The sequence below is a fragment of the Rhodococcoides sp. S146-33 genome, assembly GCF_059489205.1.
In genome coordinates this window covers 1,007,332-1,026,173 of the sequence record NZ_JCAJWY010000002.1, presented here as the reverse complement: position 1 = coordinate 1,026,173, position 18,842 = coordinate 1,007,332, and the positions used below count along the sequence as shown (strand labels likewise).

Genomic DNA, 18,842 nt, shown 5'->3' with positions numbered 1-18,842 from the left:
TTCATCGTCGAATCAATCCCAACCGAGTCCGCCCCGCCGCCACTCGTATACGTACGCGACCGACACGTTGACGACGAACAGCGCCATCGCGACCAGCCCGAACGCGCCCAGTACATCGAGATGGACGGCCCACGGATAGAGAAAGACGATTTCGATGTCGAAGATGATGAAGAGCATTGCGGTCAAGTAGAACTTCACCGGAAACCGTTGCCCCGTAGGCGCATGCATCGTGGGCTCGATACCGCACTCGTACGCGTCGAATTTCGCGCGGTTGTATCGTGCGGGCCCCACCATGGTGCCGACCATCACCGAGAACACCGCGAAGACGATCGCAATGACACCGAGAACGAGAATCGGAACGTAGGCGTTCATTCGGGCATCCGCTCCCTCGATCGACGTCCGCGCCGACGCGAAGTAAATGCGACGGCCGTACCAATGTGACCTGAACCACACAGTATGGGTTCGGTGCGAATCTCGCGGGATTTCGAGCGGTCCAGTTTCCTACACCGTTGACACCCATGGCGGCCCGTCCCCGAGTGCCACCGCCGGTGTGTTCCGTATCACCACCTCGATCGCATGCGCTCCGAGCAGCGGTCGACGACAAACCATCGAATATTGCCGGCCGCCCGAGCACGGGCCGCCGTGATCAAGAAGGAGAAACGATGAAATCGATTTCCGTCTCGGCGCTCGCCGCCGAGGGACTGGGAACTGCCCTGCTCGTGATCTTCGGCGTCGGCACCGCCGTCATAGCGGGCGACACCGTCGGAACCCCGGGCATCGCTCTGGCCTTCGGGCTGACACTGCTTGCCCTCGTGTACGCGATCGGCCCTGTCTCGGGCTGCCACATCAACCCGGCCGTGACGATCGGAGCGCTGATCGCTCGCGCAATCACCCCGATCAAAGCTGCGTTCTACATCGCCGCCCAGGCCGTCGGTGCACTGATCGGCGCGCTGATCGTTCTGGCGGTAGCGTCCGGCCGCCCCGGGTACGACATGTCGTCGGACGGACTGGGCACCAACGGGTTCGGCAGCGCCTCGCCCGGAGCGTACGGGCTGATGTCGGTGGCGGTGTTCGAGACGATCGCGACCGGCCTACTCGTCCTCGTCGTACTGGCCACCACGGCTCCTACCGTTCACCCCGTCGTCGCGGCCGGCATCCCGATCGGCCTGACCCTGACCGTGGTTCACCTGCTCGGCATCGGCATCGACTCGACCTCGGTCAACCCGGCTCGGTCCTTCGGACCTGCGCTCGTCGCCGGCGGTCCTGCACTGTCTCAACTCTGGGTGTTCGTGGTGTTCCCTGTGCTCGGAGCCGTCATCGCCGGTTCGATCCACCGGTTCGTGCTGACGGTGCCTGCATCGGAGAAGACGGTCTGACCTAACGCCGTTGGGAGACCCCGTCGACGTGAACCGAGTGTTGCCTCAACAGATCCACCACCGCACGCCCGAGACGTATGGGATCCAGCGGGTGCGCGATGGCAGCCTCGGCGCGTGACCAGTCCGCCAACCACCTGTCGTCGGGGCGGCCGATGAGTACCAGCACCGGCGGGCACGGATCGATCTCGTCCTTGAGCTGCTTCGCCAAGCCGAGCCCTCCGACGGGTGAGGACTCACCGTCGAGAATGGCCAAGTCGACTTCGCCGGCATCCATGTGCTCGATGACGACAGCTGCCGTGGCGATGTCGACGTAGTCGATCTCGCCGAGCACCGGATCCGGTCGCGTTCCCACGGCAGACTTCACCCGAGTGCGAGTCTCGGCATTGCTGCTGTAGACGAGCACCCGCAGTCGAGCCGGCAGATTCTCTCTCGCAGTGGCGTCGGACACACCGGGGATGCTACCGCTCGGCCGACGCAGACGGACCGAAACAGCCAGGGCCGAGGTGCATTCGACGTTCACGCGTTCGTCAGGATGCGATGCTGACGATCACTGCGGCAGGACTTTCCGTCGTGGTCACCGTGAATTCGGGCCGATCGGCACCCACCCCGATGAACGATTGCGAAATTCCGCCGGGATCGGCCAGAAAGTCAACCGAGACCACGGCCGAATTCGCATCGTTGCGTATCCGCTCGGGCCCGGCGTATGCCGGGACGGCATCGTTCGGTTCTGTCGACGTCCCGGACAGATCGACCTGCAGTACGGACTTTCCCGGCACCGCGACGGGTTCACTCGTGGCGTATCGCACCGCCTCGTCGACATAACGAACCGTGTACGACACCGGACCGTTGCCCGCCAGCCGATATTCGACGGCCGAGGACCCCACGAACACGACATCGGCGACACCGACCGGCGACATTCCCGGGTATCGGGCACCTTCGAGATTCGGGGGAAGCTCGTCGGCGTAGGGAATCACGGCCGTTGGAGCGGCGGTGGAACCCGGAACAGCGAACGGGTCTCCGACCACCAAAGAACCCGTGACCGTGGTGTAGTTCGTGCCGGCCGGGACCTCGTCGATCCCGGTGGCGACGTCGGTACCGGAGCAGCCCGTCAGCACAACAGCCACCAGTGACCAGGCCGCTATGGACGCACCCGGCTTGCTGTGGTGACCTTCGTACATCGCCGTAACCTACCGAACAAACCGATCGGTTCGGTAGTGCTGCTCCGACGCTATTCGGTCACGATCACACCGACGGTCGATGCTGCTAGCGTCGGTATATGGAGCCGAGAAGTTATTCGTCAGGCGAGCGTGTGTTCGGTCCGCCCAACGGGACGTTCGACGCGGACTGGGCTGCGACTGCACTGCGCTCCAACCGCCCCGAATTGGACCACCCCACCTCGGTACGCCTCGTAGAACAAGCCTGGGAGCTGCTGCGAACGCAGGGACTGCGAGGGGAACGACTCACCGCTGCGCTGGACCTGGAGCCGGGTCTTGCTGCTGCGGTGTCCGCGGTCGCCACCGAGACCGCCGAGTTGTATCTGGACCCTCGGTAGCTCTCGGTTTCAGCTCGAACCGAACTGCTGGATTGCGAAACCGGTGAGCAGTACGGCTGTACCGCCGATTTCGCCGACGATCAACGCCACCATGAACAGATGCGTCCCCGGGACGGGATCGACGAACTGGTTCTCGGTATCCCGGCGGACCCCATGTACGGTGTATCCGGCAATCGCACCCACGAAGAACAGCAACACCACCGACGCGGCGGCCAGGTCGACCAGAACCGGCCAGGCACTGAACTGCGCCAGAACGGCCAAGACCAGCGCGGCGAACGAGTACATCAGCGCCGCCCGGTGAGCGATGTCGACGTACCGATGCGCCGCCCCGTCCGCCGAGGTCGACATCTGGCGGTATTTCAACACCCCCAACCCCAGAGCCCAGAGCAACAGAAGACCTGCCGCCAGGACGATCACCCTTGTATCCAGCGCCAACTGCATCTTCGACTCCCCCACTCGATTACGCGCCGAAGGTAGCACCGTCGCCTGCTTTGCTACCGTTCGGCAATGCTTGTCGACCCCGAACTGTCTCAGCGCGCACAGGGAGTCCGATTCGAGTGGGGTCTCTCGGGGGCCGATGCGATCGTCGACGGGTCGGACATCACCGTGATCGTCGACGTCCTGTCGTTCACGACGACGCTGACAGTGGCGATGGATGCGGGTATCGATGTGATTCCGTCCCGCTGGCGCGATGACCGAGCCTCGCAGCTGGCCGAAGAGTTCGACGCAGTTCTCGCCGTCGGCCGTTCGGTGGGCTCACCGGGCCGGATCAGCCTGTGCCCGGCCAGTATCCGGAACAGTCCACCACCCGCCCGTCTGGTGTTGCCGTCACCCAATGGCTCCACCATCGCGCACGAGCTCGCGAGCCGGGCAGACTTGTGTGTGGGCGCATCGTTGAGAAATGCCGCGGCGGTCGCGAAGTGGATACGTGCCGAGAACCCGACCGCCGTGATTGCCGTCATAGCGTCCGGTGAACGGTGGCCCGATGCGTCCATGCGTCCCGCCGTCGAGGACCTGTGGGGTGCGGGTGCGGTCATCGCCGAACTTCTCGATTCCGGGGCAGTCGATGCGTCTGCGGAAGCGGTGGCGGCCGCGGCGGCGTGGCGAGCCGTGAAGCAGGATGTGGCCTCCGAGCTGCGGCGATGCGCGTCCGGACAGGAGCTGATCGCGATGGGGCATCCCGAGGACGTGGTGATCGCCGCCGAGACCGGCTCGAGTGGCTGCGTTCCGATCGTGCGCGACGGAATGTTCGTCGACGCCACTCGTCGACGGACGATCGCAGGTTCGACAGAGGGCTGAATCGCCCATTCGACACGGCCGATCGTGTCCGATATTTGGATCGGGACCTCTGATCACGGATCATACGGTGGTGAGTACGGAACGAGTCGCCCCGAAGACCACCGTCGTTGTACCGACGTACAACGAGCGCGAGAACCTCCCCAAGCTCGTCGAGTTGCTCGCCGGGTTGAAGCTGGAGGGGCTCGGCGTGCTGGTCGTCGACGACAATTCACCCGACGGTACCGGCGACTTGGCGGACAAACTGGCCATCGACGGCCCTCTCGACATCAGTGTTCTCCACCGCACCGAGAAGAACGGACTCGGCCGCGCATACGTCGCGGGTATGACGCGGGCTCTCGACGAAGGCGCGGACATCGTGATCCAGATGGATGCCGATCTCTCGCACCCCACCGAGGTGATCCCGGCAATGATCGACAAGCTGAACACCACCGATGCAGCAGTGGTTCTCGGATCGCGATACGTTCCCGGCGGAGCGGTTGCCGCAGATTGGCCCTGGCACCGCAAGGCGCTGTCCGCCTGGGCGAACTTCTACGTCAACACGATCCTGCGACTCGGCGTCAAGGACGCGACTGCAGGATTCAAAGCGTGGCACGCGCGCACTCTCCGCACCATCGACGTGGCGTCGGTCGAGAGCAACGGGTACGCGTTCCAGGTCGAGATGAACTATCGGACCGTCAAGCACGGACTGACGCTCGCCGAAGTGCCGATCACGTTCGAGGAGCGTAGCGAGGGCGAATCCAAGATGAGCCTGTCGGTACAGCTCGAATCGGCCCTGGTGCCCTGGAAATTGTTGCTGGGCAAGAAGAAACTGTGACCTACGCACCGGCGGCCATCACGGTGTGAAGCGTCTGAATCCGCCTTCGGCACCGATGACCTGACCGGTGATCGAGCCCGAATCGGGCGAGAGCAGCATCGCCACCACGGCCGCGGCCTCCGACGGTGAATTCCACCGACCGCGCGGCATGTGGCGTCCTACGAATTCGTTCAGATCTGTGCCGGCCCAGCCGGTGTCGGTGGGTCCCGGATTGATCGTGTTGACGGTGATGCCTCGCTCGATCACCGCATCGGCCAGGGTCGGGGTGATCGACGCGATGGCACCTTTGCTCACCGCGTACGGAATTTCCGACGGCATGGGCCCCTCGTCCTGGCCGGAGGTGAACAGTACGACCCGGCCACCGTCAGGATGATCCTCGTAACGCCGCACGAACTCCTGCACCAGAAGCAGAGACGCGCGCACGTTCACCGCCCAGGTCAGGTCGAGCGACTCCGCCGTCGTCGAATTCAGATCACCCAGCTGCGATCGCGCATGATTGACCACCAGAGAATCGATGGTGCCGAGCCTGGATTCGGCCGCGTCGAACAGGGTCGCCGGTGCTGTCGGGTCTACGAAGTCGATGTCGAGGTGGCCGAGTCTGTCCGAGGCGGTCGACAACTCGGCCAACACCTCCCTTGCTCCCGGTGTGCCGACTCCCCACGGCTCGGTGACGTCGTAGCCATCGCACGAGTGCGCGAAGACACGCGTGCTCTCGTCACGCAACAGTCGTCGGGTGATGGCGAAGCCGATTCCCTCGCGCCGACCGACGCCGGTCACGAGGACTGTTCTGCCGCGTGCCTGCGCGTCCGAGGTCATGCCGCGTCCTTCACTGTCGCGGCGTACACGTCGACGTATTCCTGCCCCGACAGGTTGGCCAGCGCCGTCATCACCTCATCGGTGACGGCCCGCAGAATGGCTCTACTGTTCTCTCCCCCAGCATATCTCGTGAAATGCAGCGGTTCACCGACGACCATCCGCACTTTTCCCGGTCGCCACATTCGAGAACCGACCGGATTGACTCGGAGCGTTCCCTGCATCACCACAGGCACGACCGAAGCACCCGTCTCGATTGCCACTCGAGCCAGGCCGGTCTTGCCCTTGTACAGCCGGCCATCCGGAGATCGAGTTCCTTCCGGATACACCGCCCACACCTTTCCCTGTCGCAGAACGCTTTTCGCGGCCTCGAGCGCTGGAGCCGACGCGTCGGCACCGCGTCGATCGACGGGAACCTGACCCGCAGCCGAGTAGAACCAGCGGAGCACCGCCCCCTTGACCCCTCCGCCGGTGAAGTACTCGCTCTTGGCGATGAACGTGACCCGGCGACGAACCAGGAGGACGAGAAAGAACGAGTCGACGACGGTGAGGTGGTTGCCGGCGATGATCACCGGTCCCGTCGTCGGGAGATTGCCTCGACCGACCACCGACGGACGCCCGAGAACTCGGAGAATCGGTCCGATCAACACGTACTTGAAAAGCAGATACCACATTGATCGATCCTCTCGGCTGGACATCGTCACGGCTGAGAGTAGACAATGTCTACGTGCCGGACAACCTCAGGACGCGACTGATCGACGCGGGTGTACGCCTACTCGACAGCGAAGGGCCGGAAGGGTTGACCATCAGAGCGGTCACTCGCGAGGCCGGGGTCTCACACGGCGCTCCCAGGCGGTACTTTCCGACACTGAACGCACTGGCCGCGGCCGTGGCCCGAGTCGGTCTGGTCGATCTCTCGACCGCACTGAATTCTGCTGCACAACAGTCGGATTCACCCCGAGATGCACTGGATGCGATGGCGTACGCTTATGTGCAGTTTGCGGCACAGCGGCCGGCGATGTTCGCTCTCGTCTTCAGGCACGACCTGCTCGATGGCTCCGGTGAGAATCTGCGACAAGAATCGCGACAGCTGTTCGAAGCTCTCACCGCGACACTCGCTGCCGTCGCGCCGGAGAATCCACAGTTCACCGCCCTACGACTGTGGACCTCCGTGCACGGAATCGCCGCGCTCAACTCCACTCACGCATTCGAGCCGATCATCGACACGCCAGCGGTGACGGAATTGACCCGCCGCGCAGTACGCGATGCGATGGCCGACGCTACCGAACCAGGGACTTGACCGACGCCGGCAGTTGGCGGACGTTCTTGTACGGACCGACCACCGCGGCTCCGAACGGACGATCGAGCAACACGGCAGCGACCTCGCGCACTTCGTCGTTCCCGACGCTGTCGATACGCGAGAGCGTATCGGTGATGTCGCGATGGTTGCCGTAGTTCAGTTCACTGCGACCGATGCGGTTCATCCGGGAACCCGAATCTTCCAGGCCCAGAACGAGTCCGCCGCGCAACGAGCCCTTCGCGCGAGCACACTCGGCGTCGGTGATGCCCTCGGCCGCAACCTTGGCCAACACCTCGCGAATCATCGTGGTGACCTCGCCCAAGTTCTCCGGCTGACATCCCGCGTACACCGAGAACGCGCCGCTGTCGGCAAAGGTGTCCACCGAGGAGTACACCGAATACGCCAAGCCCCGCTCTTCCCGGATCTCTTGGAACAAGCGAGAACTGAGGCCACCGCCGACAGCCGAATTGAGCACCGACAACGCCCAGCGATGCCCTTCGTGTCTGCCGAACGCCCGCACGCCCAGGCACAGATGCGCCTGCTCGCTGTCACGGGTGGTCAGACTCAACGTGGGCGCATTGCGCAATCGCGCTGTGCCACCTCGCCTTTCGGCCGGTCGTTCGCCCTTCGCCAGATGGCCGGAGAATGCGCGGCGCACCAGCGAGACGATCTGCTTGTGATCGACGTTGCCCGCGACGGCAACGACCATGCGCTGCGGCGTGTAGCGGCGAACGTGAAACGAGTGCAGTTGGGAACGCGTCATCGATTCGATGGATTCGACGGATCCGATGATCGGACGCCCGATGGGGTGATCACCGAACATCGCTTCCAGGAAGGCATCTCCCAGCAGATCCTCGGGATCGTCGTCGCGCATGGAGATCTCTTCGAGAACCACCTGCCGCTCGACGTCCACATCTGCCGATCTACACCGACCGCGGAGCACCACATCGCTGACCAAATCGATGGCGAGTGCCACGTCCTCGTCGAGTACGTGCGCATAGAAACACGTGCTCTCCTTGGAGGTGAACGCGTTCAGCTCTCCCCCGACACCGTCCATCACCTGCGCGATCTCGAGTGCACTGCGGGTGGGAGTCGACTTGAACAACAGATGTTCGAGGAAGTGGGCGGCTCCGGCAACACTGGGTTGCTCGTCCCGTGAGCCCACTCCGACCCACACGCCGACCGAGGCCGAGCGAACGCCGGGCACGAACTCGGTGACGACCCGAAGCCCGCCGGGCAGAGTCGTACGCTGCACTCCGGAATCCATGGCGACGTTGTCCGTAACGGCCGAACGGTACGACCCGAAGGGACGTACCGTTCGGCTCGGTTGCTTCTTACTCAGCGCTGACCTCGGCGGGTGCCTCGGGAGCGTCGGCGGGAGCAGCAGCGTTGTCGTCTTCGACGGGAACGAGGCTGATCTTGCCGCGGTTGTCGATATCGGCGATCTCGACGCGCAACTTGGATCCGACGCTCACGACGTCCTCGACCTTGTTGATGCGCTTGCCGTTACCGAGCTTCGAGATGTGCACCAGTCCGTCGCGGCCCGGGAGCAGCGAGACGAATGCACCGAATGCCGTTGTCTTGACGACGGTTCCGAGGAATCGCTCGCCGACCTTCGGCAGCTGCGGGTTGGCGATGGCGTTGATCATGTCGATCGCGGCCTGTGCGGACGGGCCGTCCGCTGCACCGACGTAGACAGTGCCGTCATCTTCGATCGAGATGTTGGCACCGGTCTGCTCGGTGATGGAGTTGATCATCTTGCCCTTGGGCCCGATGACCTCGCCGATCTTGTCGACGGGCACCTTGATCGCGGTGACGCGAGGTGCGTACGGGCTCATCTCGTCCGGGGTGTCGATGGCCTCGGCCATGACCTCGAGGATCGTGGTGCGAGCATCCTTGGCCTGCGACAGCGCGCCGGCGAGCACCTTGGAGGGGATGCCGTCGAGCTTGGTGTCGAGCTGCAGCGCCGTGACGAAGTCCTTGGTTCCGGCGACCTTGAAGTCCATGTCGCCGAACGCGTCTTCGGCACCGAGGATATCGGTGAGGGCGACGTAACGGGTCTCGCCGTCGACCTCGTCGGACACGAGGCCCATGGCGATACCGGCAACCGGGGCACGCAGCGGCACACCGGCATTGAGCAGCGACAGGGTCGATGCGCAGACCGAGCCCATCGAGGTCGAGCCGTTGGAGCTCAGTGCCTCGGAGACCTGGCGGATGGCGTACGGGAACTCTGCCTGGCTGGGCAGCACCGGCAGCAGAGCGCGCTCGGCGAGCGCGCCGTGACCGATCTCGCGACGCTTCGGCGAACCGACGCGGCCGGTCTCACCGGTGGAGTACGGCGGGAAGTTGTAATGGTGCATGTAGCGCTTGGACGTCTCGGGCCCGAGCGAGTCGACCTGCTGCGCCATCTTGACCATGTCGAGGGTGGTGACGCCCAGGATCTGGGTCTCGCCGCGCTCGAAGAGAGCCGATCCGTGGGTACGCGGGATGATCGCGACCTCGGCGGACAACGACCGGATGTCGGTGATGCCGCGTCCGTCGATGCGGAAGTGATCGGTGAGGATGCGCTGGCGAACCGACTTCTTGGTCAGTGCACGGAATGCGGCACCGATCTCCTTCTCGCGGCCGGCGAAGCTGTCTCCGACCGAGGTGAGAACCTGAGCCTTGACCTCGTCGAGCTTGCTCTCGCGCTCGGCCTTGCCCGCAATGGTCAGCGCCTCGTTCAGCGGGATCTTCGCGGCGTTCTCGACGGCCTCGAAGACGTCCGACTGGTACGCCGGGAAGACCGGGTAGTCGCCGGTGGGCTTGGCGGCCTTGGACGCAAGCTCCTGCTGGGCGGTGCACAGGGCAGCGATGAAGGGCTTCGAAGCCTCGAGGCCCTCGGCGACGACGGCTTCGTTGGGTGCGGTAGCGCCACCTTCGATGAGCTCGATGACGTTCTCGGTTGCCTCGGCTTCGACCATCATGATGGCGACGTCGGCGTCGGCACCGGAGCCGGAGACGATGCGGCCCGCGACAACCATATTGAACACGGCCTTCTCGAGCTGCTCGTTGGTCGGGAAGGCGACCCACTGCTTGTCGATGAGAGCGACGCGGACGCCACCGATCGGGCCGGAGAACGGCAGGCCGGCGATCTGTGTCGAGGCCGATGCCGCGTTGATCGCGACGACGTCGTAGAGGTCGGCGGGGTTGAGGCTCAGGACGGTGATGACGACCTGGATCTCGTTTCGCAGTCCGTCGACGAACGTCGGACGCAGCGGCCGGTCGATCAGGCGGCAGGTGAGGATGGCGTCGGTGGACGGACGGCCCTCACGGCGGAAGAACGATCCGGGGATCCGGCCCGCGGCGTACATGCGCTCTTCGACGTCGACCGTCAGCGGGAAGAAATCGAATCCCTCACGGGGGTGCTTGCCTGCGGTCGTTGCCGACAGCAGCATGGTGTCCTCGTCGAGGTACGCGGCGACTGCGCCTGCGGCCTGCTGTGCGAGGCGGCCGGTCTCGAAGCGGATGGTCCGCTTGCCGAACGTGCCGTTGTCGATGATCGCGGTTGCTTCGTAGACGCCTTCTTCGACGTCCAAGGTTGTGGTTTCCGACATGTGTTCTGTTCTCGTCCTCTCGTCTTTGCCGTGCCCGCGTGGACACACCACGAGCCCTCCTGGCTGTGGCGGCATACCTGCGCCGTCCATCTCCGAGCTTCTCTCGGGACGCGGCTGCGCGGAGGCGGCCATCGATCGAAGCCCACCGGATCTCGTATCCGAGAGGCCACTACCGAAGACCGTCACCACGGCGTGACAGGCATACACGGCGGTGTGCGGATGCCGTGCATCCGCTTTTGTCGTGCTGGCGAAACTGTTCTTGCGGTACAAACACAGATAGCCAACGAGGACCAGTCTAAGCACTGCCTCGTTGGCTACTGCACTATTGCTGCGAGTCGGGTGTACACCGGCGCGTCGAACCGTGCCGAGGTGACATCCTCGCGTCGTTGCGAATTATCGACGCAGACCCAGACGCTCGATGAGCGAGCGGTAGCGGGTGACGTCGACCTTCGCGATGTACTTGAGCAGGCGACGACGACGTCCGACCAGCAGCAGCAGGCCGCGGCGGGAGTGGTGGTCGTGCTTGTGCATCTTGAGGTGCTCGGTCAAGTCGACGATGCGCTTGGTGAGCATTGCAACCTGCGCCTCGGGCGAGCCCGTGTCGGTGGGATGCAAGCCGTACTCGCCGAGAACGGCCTTCTTCTGTTCGGTGGTCAATGCCACTGGTACTACTCCTGATCAATGACGTCCGCGTGAAAGGAAGCAACGCGTCCCGCCGATCGAGCGAGCGGGACCGAAGCCGGTACAGCCGCCACGGACCGCAGCGAGCACCGAGGGGACAGCCTATCAGGCTGTGCTCGACGCCAGAATGGAGCGGGCACGGTCGGCGTCGCGGCCCATTTCCTCCACGAGCGCCTCCATCGAATCGAACTTCTCCATCCCGCGCAGCCGCTCGACGAAATCGACCGCCACATGCTGCCCGTACAGGTCTGCCTCACCGTCGAGCACAAACGCCTCGACGGTCCTGGTACGACCCGAGAACGTGGGGTTGGTGCCCACCGACACGGCAGCCGGATGTCGCTCCCCCGGCGTGACCGTCCCCATGATCGGACCCGGCCCGAGCACGGTGAACCATGCCGCGTAGACGCCATCGGCAGGAATGGCCGAGTACATGGGCGGCGCGACATTGGCTGTCGGATAACCCATTTGGCGGCCTCGACCGTCCCCGTGCACAACCACGCCCTCGACCCGATGCGGTCGCCCGAGCGCGGCCGTGGCTGCGGCCACGTCACCGGCGTCCACGCACGATCTGATGTACGTCGAGGAGAACGTCACGGCATGCTCGGCGAGCAGATTGACGCCGTCGACTGCGAATCCGGACCGTTCACCGATCTTGCGCAGCATGGGTACGGTGCCGAGTGCCTTTTTCCCGTAGGTGAAGTTCTCACCGACGACCACTTCGGCGACGTGCAGACGTTCGATCAGGATCTCGTGTACGTATCGCTCGGGGGTGAGTTTCATCAGCTCGGGCGTGAACGGCATGACGCAGAACACGTCTATGCCCAGCTCCTCGGCGAGTTCGGCTCGCCGCGTCAGGGTGGTCAACTGAGCAGGGTGACTCCCCGGCCGCACGACTTCCATCGGGTGCGGATCGAACGTCATGAGCACGCTGGGAACGCCGCGCGTCTTCGCTGCAGCCACCGCCCGACCGATCAGTTGCGCATGTCCGCGATGGACGCCGTCGAAGACGCCGATCGTGAGCACGCACCGACCCCAGTCGGCAGGTACATCGTCGAGACCTCGCCATCTCTGCACACCGCGAAGCCTACGGCCCGACGGCCGCTCGGTCATCCTCGGCCAGGCGTGTCGCGAATGGCAGCTATGGACAAAAAGGTATCCCCACGGTAAATATTTCGGAGTGCCTAACTTTTTTCTTCGCCCGAGTGGATTTCGCACTCGACGCGTAGCGCTGAGCTGGGTGCTGGCCGGCCTCCTGGTCGTGGCGTCGACCAGCTGCGCCCGCGCCGTGGGCGACGACGATCGGGCTGCGTCCGACGACGGCAGACCACTCGTCCTGACGACGTTTACCGTTCTCGCCGACATGGCCGCGAACGTCGCCGGCGAACACCTGCGAGTGGAATCGATCACAAAGGCCGGTGCCGAGATTCACGGCTACGAGCCGACACCGGGAGACCTACGCACTGCCGAGCAAGCCGAACTGATTCTCGACAACGGACTCGGACTCGAGTCGTGGTTCGCGAAGTTCGTCGAACGTGTTCCCGCACCACACAAGGTGGTGAGTGCGGGCGTGGAACCGGTCTACATTCGCGACGATGCCTACGCGGGAAAGGCCAACCCGCACGCCTGGATGTCGCCGGTCGTCGCCGAGACCTACGTGCAGAACATCGCCGACGCGTTCGTCGAGCTCGATCCCGCCAACACTGACGACTACCGCGCGAATGCGGTCGCGTACATCGGACAACTCCGCGAGGTCGGTGCCGAACTCGACGCCGACCTCTCGGCATTGCCCGAACGTCAGCGCGCACTGGTCACCTGTGAAGGTGCATTCGGCTATCTGGCCCGCGACTTCGACCTGCAGGAGGCGTACCTGTGGCCGGTCAACGCCGAGCAGGAAGGAACGCCGAAGCAGGTGGTGCGCACCATCGATTTCGTTCGCGACAACGCCGTACCCGCCGTCTTCTGCGAGTCGACCGTCTCGGACAAGGCGCAGCTGCAGGTGGCCGAGGACACCGGCGCTCGATTCGGAGGAAAGCTCTACGTCGACTCGCTGAGCGATGCGGCCGGCCCCGTTCCCACATACCTGGATCTTCTGCGCTACGACGCGCGGTCGATCGCCGACGCACTGGTAGGAGACCGATGACCCGAAACCCTGGAACCCAGCCCGACGGGAACGGAGCAGCGCTGTCGGTCGACACCGTCAGCGTGCGATACCGCGAAGTCGTAGCTCTCGTCGATGCCAGCCTCACTCTCGCACCGGGACGAGTGTGCGGACTGGTCGGCATGAACGGATCGGGCAAGTCGACGCTGTTCAAGGCCGTCATGGGCGTGGTCAAGCCCAACTCCGGCTCGATCACCGTGTTCGGCGGCGACCCCGCCCAGGCGCGCAAGGCAGGCACCGTCAGCTACGTACCCCAGGCGGAATCGGTCGACTGGACGTTCCCGATCAGTGTGCGGGACGTGGTGATGATGGGGCGATACGGAAAGCAGAATTTTCTTCGCACACCTCGAGCAGCCGATAGGCGCGCCGTCGACGAGGCCCTCCACCGCGTCGACCTCGCCGATCTCGCGGGCCGACAGATCGGCCAGCTCTCCGGTGGCCAACGCAAGCGCGCGTTCGTGGCCCGCGCCATTGCCCAGGAGGCGTCGTTGCTCCTGCTCGACGAACCCTTCGCCGGAGTGGACAAGAAGACCGAGGCAACCATCACCCGGCTGCTGCGGGAACTCGCCGCACACGGTGCATCGGTTCTCGTGTCCACGCACGATCTGCATGCCTTGCCCGACCTGTGCGACGAGGCGATCCTGCTCCAGCAGCGGGTCCTGATGCACGGCAGTCCCGCCGAGGTACTTCGCCCCGAGAACCTCGCTCTGGCTTTCGGCATCGATCCGTCGAAGATCGACGAACTGGGCGCGGGCACCTCACGACCGGCAACTCGAACCGCGGAAGCGAGCTGAACCGTGTACGTCATCGACTTTCTCGTGGACCCACTCGAATACACCTTCATGCAACGGGCGCTCCTGGTGACGGTCACCGCATCGATCGTGTGCGCGGTGTTGAGCTGTTGGCTCGTCCTCATCGGCTGGTCTCTGATGGGCGACGCGGTCTCGCACGCCGTTCTGCCCGGTGTCGCGCTGTCGTACCTGCTCGGTGCACCCTTTGCGATCGGGGCGCTACTGTTCGCCCTCATCGCGGTCGGTGCCATCGGAGTCGTCCGCAACACCACCATCGTCAAGGAGGACGCCGCGATCGGCGTCGTTTTCACCACCTTGTTCGCGCTCGGCGTGGTATTGATCTCGAAGTTTCCCAGCCAGATCGACCTCAATCACATCCTGTTCGGCAACCTGCTCGGCGTCTCGCAGGCCGACATGGTGCAGGTGTTCGTCCTCGGCGGAATCGCGCTGATCATCATGATCGTCAAGCGTCGCGACTTCACGCTCTTCGCCTTCGACCGCACCCAAGCACGCGCCGTCGGAATCAATCCGACCGTGATCTCGGCCGTGATGCTGACCCTGCTGGCGCTGACCACCGTGGTCGCACTACAGGCCGTGGGCGTCATCCTGGTGGTGGCAATGCTCATCACTCCCGGTGCGTCCGCGTACCTGCTCACACACAGTTTCGGCCGCATGCTGGTGCTGGCACCACTCATCTCGGTCGGGTGCGCGCTGGTGGGGATCTACGCCAGCTTCTACCTCGACGTGTCCTCCGGTGGCAGCGTCGTACTCACCCAAGGGCTCGTCTTCGTGCTCGCCTACCTGCTGAGCCCCTCGCAGGGCATCGTCACCCGCGCTCTGAGGCAGCGCGGTCGGGTGCCGGTGGCTCCGGCCGGGTGAGATGTCTTTTTCCATTGGATTGCCTAAGCTCGGCACCGTGGCGCAACAAAAAACCGATCCCGCACCGGCCGACGAGGGTGTCCAGCTGTCCGCGGTTGCGCAGGACTATCTCAAGGTCATCTGGACGGCCAGTGAATGGAGCGAGGACTCCGTCAGCACCAAGATGCTCTCCGAGCGCATCGGCGTCTCTGCCTCCACGGTGTCCGAGGCGATTCGCAAGCTGGCCGATCAGGGCATGGTCGACCACGCCCGTTACGGAGCCATCTCGCTCACCGAGAAAGGTCGCCTGGCTGCCATCGGCATGGTGCGTCGGCACCGTCTGATCGAGACCTACCTGGTTCGAGAACTGGGTTACGGCTGGGACGAAGTGCACGACGAGGCGGAGATTCTCGAACACGCAGTCTCGGATCTGATGATGGATCGAATCGACGCCAAACTGGGCCACCCCGAACGGGATCCGCACGGCGACCCGATTCCCTCGGTCGACGGCGCAATCGAAACTCCGTCCGCGACCCGCCTGAGCGAGTACCTCGATGGACAATCCGGCCGAGTCGCCAGAATTTCCGACTCCGACCCGGCGATGCTCCGATACTTCGATTCCGTCGGTATCACGCTGGATCTGCCGATCACGGTCGTCGAACGACGCGACTACGCCGGCACCGTCGCCATCGAGCTGGCTCGCACCGGCACCACCGATTCCATCGACCTCGGCCATCGCGCCGCCGAGGCGATCTGGATGGTTCCAACGAACTGATCTTCGGGTCCGTGCCGCACCCGTGCCGAATGTTTCAGTGCCCGCGCAACGTCGCGGGCCTCACGACCATGACCGAGCTGGCGCGCTTGCCCTTCTCCTGAAGCAGAGCAATGGTGTGACCGGTCGGATCGACGGCCGCGTACACCCCGTCGATTCCGATCGGGTCCAGCCAGCGCCCCTGGCTCAGTGATTCCGCCTCGCCTGCATCGATCTGTCGGTGCGGAAAAGCGGTACGTGCGGCCTCGTCGATATCCAGACTGACGGCCGGATTCTCGGCCAACTCCTCGAGCGTCCGGGCATGCTCGAGCGTGAAGGGACCTACGCGGGTGCGGCGCAGCACGGTCAGATGACCGCCGACACCCAGTGCTGCACCGAGATCACGGGCCAGAGCCCGCACGTACGTCCCCGACGTGCAGTCCACCTCGACATCGAGGTCGACGAAGGTGGCGTCGTGTTCGACGACATCACGCCTGGCCGTCACGTCGAATCGGGTGACACTGACCTTCCGGGCGGCGAGGGTGAACTCCTCGCCGGCGCGAGACAACTTGTGTGCTCGCTGTCCGTCGACCTTGATGGCGCTGACGCTCGCCGGTACCTGCTCGATGTCACCGGTCAACGCGGCGATCGCGGTCGCGATGTCCGAATCGGCGAGGTGCGCGGCCGAGACGTCCGTCAGCACGTCGCCCTCGGCGTCGTCCGTCGTCGTGTTACGGCCGAGCCGCACCGTCGCGGTGTACGACTTGGTGGTGAGCGAGAGCAGGCCGAGCATCTTGGTCGCCCGCTCCACACCGAGCACCAGTACGCCGGTAGCCATCGGATCGAGAGTTCCTGCGTGGCCGACCTTTCTGGTGCGCAACAGCTTTCGACACGACGCCACCACATCGTGACTCGTCACGCCCTGTCCCTTGTCGACCACCAGTAAGCCGGCACCGACGAGACCGGACGAAATCTTTTCGCGAGCACTCACGAGAGAGCATTGTGCCAGGCGGGACGAGCCGGTCGTCACATCACCGAGATCGCCGTCATCACCAGCCCGCCGGCCACCATCCATCTACCCTCGAACGACGTCAGCGGAGGCCCGGACACGGTATCGCCGGGCACCAGCAGTTCGGATCGGAACGTCCCGGAGATGTCGTCACCGGAGCCGGTGCGCTCGAAGGTGATGTGCGCATCCTCGAAACCGAGCCACCGCCCGGTCAGCGGTTCCCAGGCCTTGTACGTGGCTTCCTTGGCGCAGAACAACACTCGATCCCAATGCACGTCCTCACGGCCCGCCGTCGCGAGCCAGTCTCGCTCTGCCTTCAGGCTCACTGCCTCGAGCACACCGTCGGGTAGCGGCCCGTGCGGCTCGGCGTCGATACCCACCGATCGCACCTGCATCGAGTAGGCCAACACGGCACCCCGATAACCGTCGCAGTGCGTCAACGATCCGACCACACCCTTCGGCCACTGTGGCGCACCGGATTTGCCCCGCATGATCGGTGCGGGCTCCACACCCAACTTCCCCATGGCGACGCGAGCACAGTGCCGAGCCGAGGTGAACTCACGCTTGCGCTTGTCCACCGCCTTGGCGACCAGCGGCGCTTCGAGCGGGTGGGGCACCAGGTCCGGTGGGTCGGCGAACAGTTCGGCGGAGACCACACCGTTCGGAAGTATGGATTCGATCACTTGCCCGCCCTCATCTTCTCTACTTCTGCCTCCATCTCGGGGGTCACGGTGAAATGTCCGCCCCATTTGTTCAACGAACCCGGCGGATACTCGGGGACCGGAAGTATTTGTCGCAGAACATTTTTCGGCAATCCACGGCGCTGCCACTCGCGTGGATATCCCACCGACACCTCCTCGAAGCGGACGCCGTCGTAGTAGGTGGTCCGCGGAATGTGCAGGTGCCCGTACACCGAGCAGATCGCGTTGTACCTGGTGTGCCAATCCGCCGTGAGAGTCGACCCGCACCACAGCGCGAACTCCGGGTAGAAGAGCACCTCGGTCGGCTGACGGACCATCGGAAAGTGGTTGATCAGCACCGTGGGAACGGTGGTGTCGAGGGCATCGAGACGCTCGCGAGTGGTCTCGATACGCGCGTGGCACCAGGCGTCACGTGTGGCGTACGGCTGCGAGGACAGCAGAAATTCGTCCGTGGCGACGACGTTCTTCTCTCGTGCGATCGCCAGCCCGTGCTCCTTGTCCCGCGCTCCCTGCGGCAGAAAGGTGTAGTCGTACAGCAGAAACATCGGCACTATCGTCGCCGGACCACCCTCCCCCTCCCACAGCAGGTACGGATCCTCCGGAGTGACGACGTCGATCTCACGGCACAGGTTGACCAAATACTCGTATCGGGCCGCTCCGTGGATCTGGACGGGATCCTTCACCGTCGTCCACAGCTCGTGGTTTCCGGGAACCCAGATGACCTTCGCGAAACGACTACGCAGCAGTTCGAGCGCCCACTTGATGTCGTCGGTCTTCTCCGAGACGTCTCCGGCCACGATCAGCCAGTCTTCGGGAGACTCGGGGAAGATGTCCTCGGTGACGGGCCTGTTGCCCCGATGTCCGACATGAATGTCGCTCACTGCCCACAGCTTCGCTGCCACTGATGACCCCTTCCGATCCGTTGGGCCGTCGACGTCGAGTCGCCGAACCGCCCGAGAACGTATCAACGCTCAATCCTCCACGGAGATTCCGCGGTGCATCCAGGCGGGGTGACGCGATAGCCCTGTCATGGCCGTCGGTTCTGGCCACCCTGGAAGTAATCTGTCGATGCAACCGCAGATTCGGGTATATGGTGCCTCTCATGACTTTTTTGCGGACTTACGTGGCATCTCAGGTGCAACG

The 18,842-nt window shown here is 64.3% G+C and carries 22 protein-coding genes; 9 read left to right on the top strand and 13 right to left on the bottom strand.

Annotated features, from left to right (window positions below; all coding sequences use genetic code 11):
- Positions 1 to 12: 12 nt before the first annotated feature.
- A complete protein-coding gene (locus AC5WEY_RS13345; protein WP_057477794.1) occupies positions 13 to 372 on the bottom strand; it encodes an NADH-quinone oxidoreductase subunit A in 360 nt (119 codons plus the stop codon).
- Positions 373 to 662: 290 nt separating this feature from the next.
- On the opposite strand from AC5WEY_RS13345, the gene AC5WEY_RS13340 reads away from it, so the two are divergent.
- The gene (locus AC5WEY_RS13340; RefSeq protein ID WP_495646204.1) at positions 663 to 1,376 is read left to right on the top strand and encodes an aquaporin; all 714 of its coding nucleotides are present in this window, start codon (positions 663 to 665) and stop codon (positions 1,374 to 1,376) included.
- 1 nt (position 1,377) lies between these two features.
- Here the strand turns inward: AC5WEY_RS13340 and AC5WEY_RS13335 are convergent, their stop codons facing one another.
- Together AC5WEY_RS13335 and AC5WEY_RS13330 are read right to left on the bottom strand one after the other, a co-directional pair.
- A complete protein-coding gene (locus tag AC5WEY_RS13335) occupies positions 1,378 to 1,824 on the bottom strand; it encodes a hypothetical protein (protein WP_495646203.1) in 447 nt (148 codons plus the stop codon).
- Between the two features lie 79 nt (positions 1,825 to 1,903).
- Positions 1,904 to 2,554, bottom strand: a complete 651-nt coding sequence (locus AC5WEY_RS13330) for an AMIN-like domain-containing (lipo)protein (RefSeq protein WP_495646202.1) — start codon at positions 2,552 to 2,554, stop codon at positions 1,904 to 1,906.
- Between the two features lie 98 nt (positions 2,555 to 2,652).
- Between AC5WEY_RS13330 and AC5WEY_RS13325 the strand changes: the two genes are divergently transcribed.
- The gene (locus AC5WEY_RS13325; RefSeq protein WP_495646201.1) at positions 2,653 to 2,928 is read left to right on the top strand and encodes a hypothetical protein; all 276 of its coding nucleotides are present in this window, start codon (positions 2,653 to 2,655) and stop codon (positions 2,926 to 2,928) included.
- A 9-nt stretch (positions 2,929 to 2,937) separates the two neighbouring features.
- On the opposite strand, the gene AC5WEY_RS13320 is transcribed toward AC5WEY_RS13325, so the two are convergent.
- Entirely contained in the window at positions 2,938 to 3,369 is a 432-nt protein-coding gene (locus AC5WEY_RS13320; protein WP_495646200.1) for a hypothetical protein, read from the bottom strand.
- A gap of 66 nt (positions 3,370 to 3,435) precedes the next feature.
- Between AC5WEY_RS13320 and AC5WEY_RS13315 the strand changes: the two genes are divergently transcribed.
- Together AC5WEY_RS13315 and AC5WEY_RS13310 are read left to right on the top strand one after the other, a co-directional pair.
- Entirely contained in the window at positions 3,436 to 4,227 is a 792-nt protein-coding gene (locus AC5WEY_RS13315; protein WP_495646199.1) for a 2-phosphosulfolactate phosphatase, read from the top strand.
- Between the two features lie 70 nt (positions 4,228 to 4,297).
- Positions 4,298 to 5,041 carry a polyprenol monophosphomannose synthase gene (locus tag AC5WEY_RS13310; RefSeq protein ID WP_495646198.1) on the top strand — a complete coding sequence of 248 codons (744 nt, stop codon included), beginning with the start codon at positions 4,298 to 4,300 and terminating at the stop codon, positions 5,039 to 5,041.
- Between the two features lie 18 nt (positions 5,042 to 5,059).
- On the opposite strand, the gene AC5WEY_RS13305 is transcribed toward AC5WEY_RS13310, so the two are convergent.
- On the bottom strand, positions 5,060 to 5,857 hold the full coding sequence (locus AC5WEY_RS13305) for an SDR family oxidoreductase (RefSeq protein ID WP_495646197.1): 798 nt from the start codon (positions 5,855 to 5,857) through the stop codon (positions 5,060 to 5,062).
- Positions 5,854 to 6,528, bottom strand: a complete 675-nt coding sequence (locus AC5WEY_RS13300; protein ID WP_495646196.1) for a lysophospholipid acyltransferase family protein — start codon at positions 6,526 to 6,528, stop codon at positions 5,854 to 5,856. The genes AC5WEY_RS13305 and AC5WEY_RS13300 overlap by 4 nt, the downstream gene beginning before the upstream one ends.
- A 53-nt stretch (positions 6,529 to 6,581) precedes the next feature.
- Between AC5WEY_RS13300 and AC5WEY_RS13295 the strand changes: the two genes are divergently transcribed.
- Entirely contained in the window at positions 6,582 to 7,154 is a 573-nt protein-coding gene (locus AC5WEY_RS13295) for a TetR/AcrR family transcriptional regulator (protein ID WP_495646195.1), read from the top strand.
- On the opposite strand, the gene AC5WEY_RS13290 is transcribed toward AC5WEY_RS13295, so the two are convergent.
- The 4 genes from AC5WEY_RS13290 to AC5WEY_RS13275 all read right to left on the bottom strand — a co-directional run bounded on the left by AC5WEY_RS13290 (position 7,135) and on the right by AC5WEY_RS13275 (position 12,505).
- The gene (locus AC5WEY_RS13290; RefSeq protein ID WP_495646194.1) at positions 7,135 to 8,421 is read right to left on the bottom strand and encodes a M16 family metallopeptidase; all 1,287 of its coding nucleotides are present in this window, start codon (positions 8,419 to 8,421) and stop codon (positions 7,135 to 7,137) included. The two genes, AC5WEY_RS13295 and AC5WEY_RS13290, sit on opposite strands and share 20 nt — an antisense overlap.
- 67 nt (positions 8,422 to 8,488) lie before the next feature.
- Entirely contained in the window at positions 8,489 to 10,750 is a 2,262-nt protein-coding gene (locus tag AC5WEY_RS13285; protein ID WP_032377091.1) for a polyribonucleotide nucleotidyltransferase, read from the bottom strand.
- Between the two features lie 393 nt (positions 10,751 to 11,143).
- Complete coding sequence (gene rpsO, locus AC5WEY_RS13280; RefSeq protein WP_027496764.1) at positions 11,144 to 11,413, bottom strand: 30S ribosomal protein S15; 270 nt, start codon at positions 11,411 to 11,413, stop codon at positions 11,144 to 11,146.
- A 123-nt stretch (positions 11,414 to 11,536) separates the two neighbouring features.
- Positions 11,537 to 12,505 carry a bifunctional riboflavin kinase/FAD synthetase gene (locus AC5WEY_RS13275; RefSeq protein WP_495646193.1) on the bottom strand — a complete coding sequence of 323 codons (969 nt, stop codon included), beginning with the start codon at positions 12,503 to 12,505 and terminating at the stop codon, positions 11,537 to 11,539.
- A 103-nt stretch (positions 12,506 to 12,608) separates the two neighbouring features.
- Between AC5WEY_RS13275 and AC5WEY_RS13270 the strand changes: the two genes are divergently transcribed.
- The 4 genes from AC5WEY_RS13270 to AC5WEY_RS13255 are packed head-to-tail and all read left to right on the top strand — an operon-like array spanning position 12,609 to position 16,013.
- The gene (locus tag AC5WEY_RS13270) at positions 12,609 to 13,571 is read left to right on the top strand and encodes a metal ABC transporter substrate-binding protein (protein ID WP_495646192.1); all 963 of its coding nucleotides are present in this window, start codon (positions 12,609 to 12,611) and stop codon (positions 13,569 to 13,571) included.
- A complete protein-coding gene (locus tag AC5WEY_RS13265; protein WP_495646191.1) occupies positions 13,568 to 14,383 on the top strand; it encodes a metal ABC transporter ATP-binding protein in 816 nt (271 codons plus the stop codon). Before AC5WEY_RS13270 ends, AC5WEY_RS13265 begins: the two co-directional genes overlap by 4 nt.
- 3 nt (positions 14,384 to 14,386) lie before the next feature.
- Positions 14,387 to 15,259 carry a metal ABC transporter permease gene (locus AC5WEY_RS13260; RefSeq protein WP_057477660.1) on the top strand — a complete coding sequence of 291 codons (873 nt, stop codon included), beginning with the start codon at positions 14,387 to 14,389 and terminating at the stop codon, positions 15,257 to 15,259.
- Between the two features lie 19 nt (positions 15,260 to 15,278).
- On the top strand, positions 15,279 to 16,013 hold the full coding sequence (locus tag AC5WEY_RS13255; protein ID WP_495646562.1) for a metal-dependent transcriptional regulator: 735 nt from the start codon (positions 15,279 to 15,281) through the stop codon (positions 16,011 to 16,013).
- A gap of 34 nt (positions 16,014 to 16,047) precedes the next feature.
- On the opposite strand, the gene truB is transcribed toward AC5WEY_RS13255, so the two are convergent.
- Genes truB through AC5WEY_RS13240 form a run of 3 tightly spaced genes read right to left on the bottom strand, consistent with a single transcriptional unit; the run spans position 16,048 to position 18,601 of the window.
- The gene (gene truB / locus AC5WEY_RS13250; protein WP_495646190.1) at positions 16,048 to 16,980 is read right to left on the bottom strand and encodes a tRNA pseudouridine(55) synthase TruB; all 933 of its coding nucleotides are present in this window, start codon (positions 16,978 to 16,980) and stop codon (positions 16,048 to 16,050) included.
- Positions 16,981 to 17,015: 35 nt separating this feature from the next.
- Positions 17,016 to 17,681, bottom strand: coding sequence for a 4'-phosphopantetheinyl transferase family protein (locus tag AC5WEY_RS13245; RefSeq protein ID WP_057477658.1), 666 nt, complete (start codon positions 17,679 to 17,681; stop codon positions 17,016 to 17,018).
- Positions 17,678 to 18,601 (bottom strand): metallophosphoesterase family protein, encoded by a 924-nt coding sequence (locus AC5WEY_RS13240; protein ID WP_057477657.1) that lies wholly within the window; start codon positions 18,599 to 18,601, stop codon positions 17,678 to 17,680. The genes AC5WEY_RS13245 and AC5WEY_RS13240 overlap by 4 nt, the downstream gene beginning before the upstream one ends.
- Between the last annotated feature and the right edge of the window lie 241 nt (positions 18,602 to 18,842).